Source organism: Mesorhizobium sp. M0276 (genome assembly GCF_040321755.1).
In the GTDB taxonomy this organism is placed as follows: domain Bacteria; phylum Pseudomonadota; class Alphaproteobacteria; order Rhizobiales; family Rhizobiaceae; genus Mesorhizobium.
Genome location: NZ_JAMYSC010000129.1, coordinates 1 through 3531, shown reverse-complemented (window position 1 = coordinate 3531; position 3531 = coordinate 1). Strand labels below are relative to the sequence as shown.

2 protein-coding genes and 1 tRNA gene are annotated in these 3531 nt (G+C 57.9%); all 3 read right to left on the bottom strand.

What is annotated here, in order from left to right:
* Nucleotides 1–835 precede the first annotated feature (835 nt).
* A tRNA-Arg gene (locus NKJ01_RS35975) sits at nucleotides 836–912 on the bottom strand.
* A 141-nt stretch (nucleotides 913–1053) separates the two neighbouring features.
* A complete protein-coding gene (locus NKJ01_RS35970; RefSeq protein WP_352601625.1) occupies nucleotides 1054–2016 on the bottom strand; it encodes a DUF5655 domain-containing protein in 963 nt (320 codons plus the stop codon).
* A gap of 158 nt (nucleotides 2017–2174) precedes the next feature.
* Nucleotides 2175–3098 carry a DUF1003 domain-containing protein gene (locus NKJ01_RS35965; RefSeq protein ID WP_352735316.1) on the bottom strand — a complete coding sequence of 308 codons (924 nt, stop codon included), beginning with the start codon at nucleotides 3096–3098 and terminating at the stop codon, nucleotides 2175–2177.
* Nucleotides 3099–3531 lie beyond the last annotated feature (433 nt).

Genomic DNA, 3531 nt, shown 5'->3' with positions numbered 1-3531 from the left:
GGTTCAGCCGGCTCGAAACCGTCTAATGAGGACCGCGCAACTGGCGCAAGCGCGCTTTTCCGACCGTCAACCGGATACCAGCCTTCCGCATTTCTTCGCCCGTTGTGAACGCCAAGAAACGATCCGTCTCGGCCAGCTGCGACAGGCAAGTGATTGGGCGCCAGGGTGTGACATGGCGGATCGATTGCAAACTTTCTGGTTACCGGCCCTGTGGCAAAGAACGCTCGACCATTTTCGGAGGGGTGCTTTGCCATTCGCCGGTGACGCAGTGATTGCTGCGCGGCGGAAGCCGAACGCTAAAGCGAATGGTCTACTGACACCGAGTAGGCGTTGAGGACAAACTCAGACGAGTTGCGCTAACTCGGTTGGTCCGAGCTTGCAGAATCCCATGTCCGAAATGACGGGCAGGAAATTTGTGCCAGGTGCGTGATCCGGAACATTCCCAAGCGGCGGCAGTCGTCGGCAGCGTCTGGTTGCAGGCAATGACAGGGGGCGCGCTCAACAGCAGACATGCGGCGCAAAGCTGTCGTTCGCGTCGTGGAAAACGTACATCGGCTTCGAGTCAGACGTTCCGTTCCTCACTGGTCTTTGCAGCACCGAGTCAGGTCCGTCACGGCCACCAATCTCGTGAGCCGATGCATTCTATTCGCCCAGAAATAGGCGGCCGTCCGTTACCGCGTCATCATCGCGCCGACTTCGATGGCATTTTTTCCACAAGAAGGTTTGCGTCGAAATTGGCACGATCTTTTGTGCTTCCGTAGCGCTTCCGCGCAAAAAAAGCGAGGACACCTGCCAAAATCATCTTCGACTAACTGTCTGAAATTTGTGTTTAAATTGGCGCACCCGACAGGATTCGAACCTGTGACCTCTGCCTTCGGAGGGCAGCGCTCTATCCAGCTGAGCTACGGGTGCTTTCCGGAATCCGGAAAACTAACCAGCCGGTGAACCGGCAAGTCACGGCTTCTTAGCGGAAGCCGAGGCGGGCTTCAACGGGCAAGTGAGTTGTGCGAAATCAAAAACGCTGGTGCACCGAATCAAAGACGAGGGCGCCAATCACGATCCTTCATACGCTCTCAGGAACAACGACTGCGCCTTCTGGAAGTCAGCCATTGACCTGATTGAAACTTGTAGATTACCGGTTCCGTAGTGGCCAATTTTCGTTACATCACGGGTAAAGCCCTCCTCAAGCTCGATTGTCCGTGGGTCTAGCTTGACGTAGACAACGGCAACCTTCGGCTGTGGATAGACCTCAAGGCAGGCGAAGTTCTTTATGCGCTTGAACGCCGTATACAGCTTTAGTTCCTTGACCTGAACGTCGTCTCCAAGGCCGATGAGAAAGTCGCGAATGGCATCATGGAGATCGCGCAAAGCCGGGCTCGCTTGCGATAGGCGGTACGCCATACGGTATGTGGCATAAGGGTCTTCCGGATCTTCGTTCGAGGTGGCCACAGTGGTCTCGCCAGGAGTACTCTTTATGTCGGGTACAGCTGAAAATGTGTTTACCTTGGCCAGTTTCGGTGCGTGAACGAGTTCCAACATGAGCATAGATTCACCAAACTGCCGGTATCTTATCAACTCGATGTTCCGGGCGATCTGCTTTACGGCATGCTGGTCATAGCGGGTGAAATCCCCGGCGACGCAGAGCAGCCTTGGGGCCGAGAAATCGACATTCTTCGCAGCTTCAGGACCAAGCTTTTCCATGGCCAACCATTGAAATTCCTTTCGATGGTCGAGAAGCCAATCAAGGTAAAATAGACCTTGATTGATGACGTTCTCGTTCACCGCGCGCTTATACTCAATGATAACGGGACAATTGTCTTCATCGAGCCCCAACGTGTCGATGCGCCCGCCGTGGACCGGTCCCGTTGAGTGTTCCGTCGCTAGGAATCGAACACCTAACAGGGCTTCAAGGTTCGCCTCAAAGATATGTTGAAGCGATTTTTCGACCTGTATGGCAGAGCCGGCTAGTTCGTGAATCTGCCCTTGGGTGAATTGAAATAGTTTAATATCGCTCAAAAAAGTACCCGCCCAATAATTACTTGAAACAGACTGTCTTGAATTTCCAGCTCAATGTCCAGTTGTGGCAACCGCTAGCGAAACATTAGAGTCCCCTGTCGTCGACCGCTGGCCGTCATGCCTGACCGGCCGTCCTCGACCTCGCACCGCGCCCATCCTCACTGCGCTGCCTCGCTCTTCACCGCCCTCTTTCTCCGTACCGCCCGCTTCGGCTTCCTGGCACCCGTCAGTTCGTGCATCGCGTCCAGCTGCATCTGCTGCATTTCGGCCAGGCGGGTCCATTGGCGCGAGATGAGGTAGTCGAGCTTTTCGTGCAGATGGCGCACTTCGAGCTCGGCCTTGAGGTTGACGCGGTAGTCGTTGAAGGAGCGCAGGCGGTCCTTGGATTCCTGCCGCCTCTGGCTCATCATGATGATCGGCGCCTGGACGGCGGCAATGCAGGAGAGCAGCAGGTTCAAGAGGATGAACGGGTAGGGATCAAAGGCGCCCGCCATGCCGGCGAACAGGTTGATGCCGATCCACACCAGAAGCACGCTACCGAACGAGATCAGGAACCACCAGCTGCCGCCGAAGGAAGCCATGTTGTCGGAGACGCGGTCGGCGAAGGTCCGGTGCTCCTCGAACTCCTCCTCCGAGTTTTCGGAAATGGTGTCCTGCCTGGCGATCGATTCGACCACCTGGCGGTCGAGTTCGGAGAATTCGCCGTGTTCCTGCTGGAGCAGCTCCTCCATGTAGCGCATGCGGTAGCGACCGAGCTCGGCGCGGGTGATGCGGGCGCCGGCCGGCAAGTCCGGATGATCCGATCGAATGCGGTCGGCGAGGCTCGGGCGCAGCGTGTCGATGCGCACCAGATCGCGCTTGCGGAATTTGCGGCCCGATATCGCCGATGGTTTTTTCTTCGGCTTGCCGCGGTGGGCGCCCGGAACGGACGGCTCCGAATCCGGCACGTCGGGCGTTTCGAGGTGCTCGTCCGAAGTCTGGTCGGCCTCGAGCTCGCCGGTGGTCGGCGCCTCGAAATATTCGCCGCCGCTGTCGTTCTGATTGTCTGCCGGCTGCTCGGGCGTTTTCGGGACGGTGCTCATGGTGCGGGCTCCTGTGGTGGTGCTGGGCGGGACGATAATCAGAGGTGGCGGCGCATAGCCAGCGCGGGGCACGGATTTCTCGGGCCGGACAAGTGGTTTTGATCGGAGAAGGCGATGCGGCTGGCGGCGGCTCGCTCTTCGCGGGCTCAGGGCGGGTGGGGACATTCGAGATTGGCCGAAGCCTCACCAACTTCGTCATCCACGGGCGGAGTGGGAGCGAAGCGGACGCGTAGACCCGAGGATCCATGCCGGGACGTTGGTCGAAGGGTGCAGCGGACCAGAATTCAGCACCGCCGCTGCGCTCGGAGGTCGCGGCATGGCAACTGTGTTCATGCGAATGCTTTTTTATCTCGGATGATAGCGTTGAGGACGACGAGGAGCTTCCTTGCGACGGCAATGATGGCCAGCTTCTTTGACCCTGATCGGGCTGCGA

What these genes read in the sequence shown, in the direction of transcription:
- NKJ01_RS35965 (WP_352735316.1), bottom strand. Translation starts at nt 3,098, where the DNA reads ATGAGCACCGTCCCGAAAACGCCCGAGCAGCCGGCAGACAATCAGAAC.